This is a genomic window from Paraburkholderia sp. SIMBA_053 (genome assembly GCF_046534895.1).
Taxonomy (GTDB): Bacteria; Pseudomonadota; Gammaproteobacteria; order Burkholderiales; family Burkholderiaceae; genus Paraburkholderia; species Paraburkholderia caledonica.
Map to the genome: position 1 here is coordinate 1 of NZ_JAWRXU010001563.1, position 240 is coordinate 240.

Annotated in this window: 1 protein-coding gene; it reads left to right on the plus strand. The window is 74.6% G+C overall.

Features of this window, described 5'->3' with window-relative positions; genetic code table 11:
• The coding region (locus SB753_RS40820; RefSeq protein WP_410805645.1) for a DNA-binding protein at positions 1-240 on the plus strand (240 nt) is incomplete at both ends.

Sequence of the window (240 nt, forward strand, 5' to 3'; positions counted from 1 at the left end):
GTGTCGGCGGCCGTCGAGCGTTGGCGGCAAGCGCGCCAGCCTGCGTCGGCGGAGGCGCCGGCGTCGGTCATGACCGGCTTGCCGGACGACGTCGCGCAAACCATGCTGAGCGCTGCCGGCAATCTGTGGGCGAGCGCGCGCGAGGAAGCCGAGCGGGTCGTCAATCAGCGGCTCGCGCTGGCGGGCGGCCACGCGGAGGCGCTCGCCGCCGAGCGTGACGAGGCGCTCGCCGAGTATCAG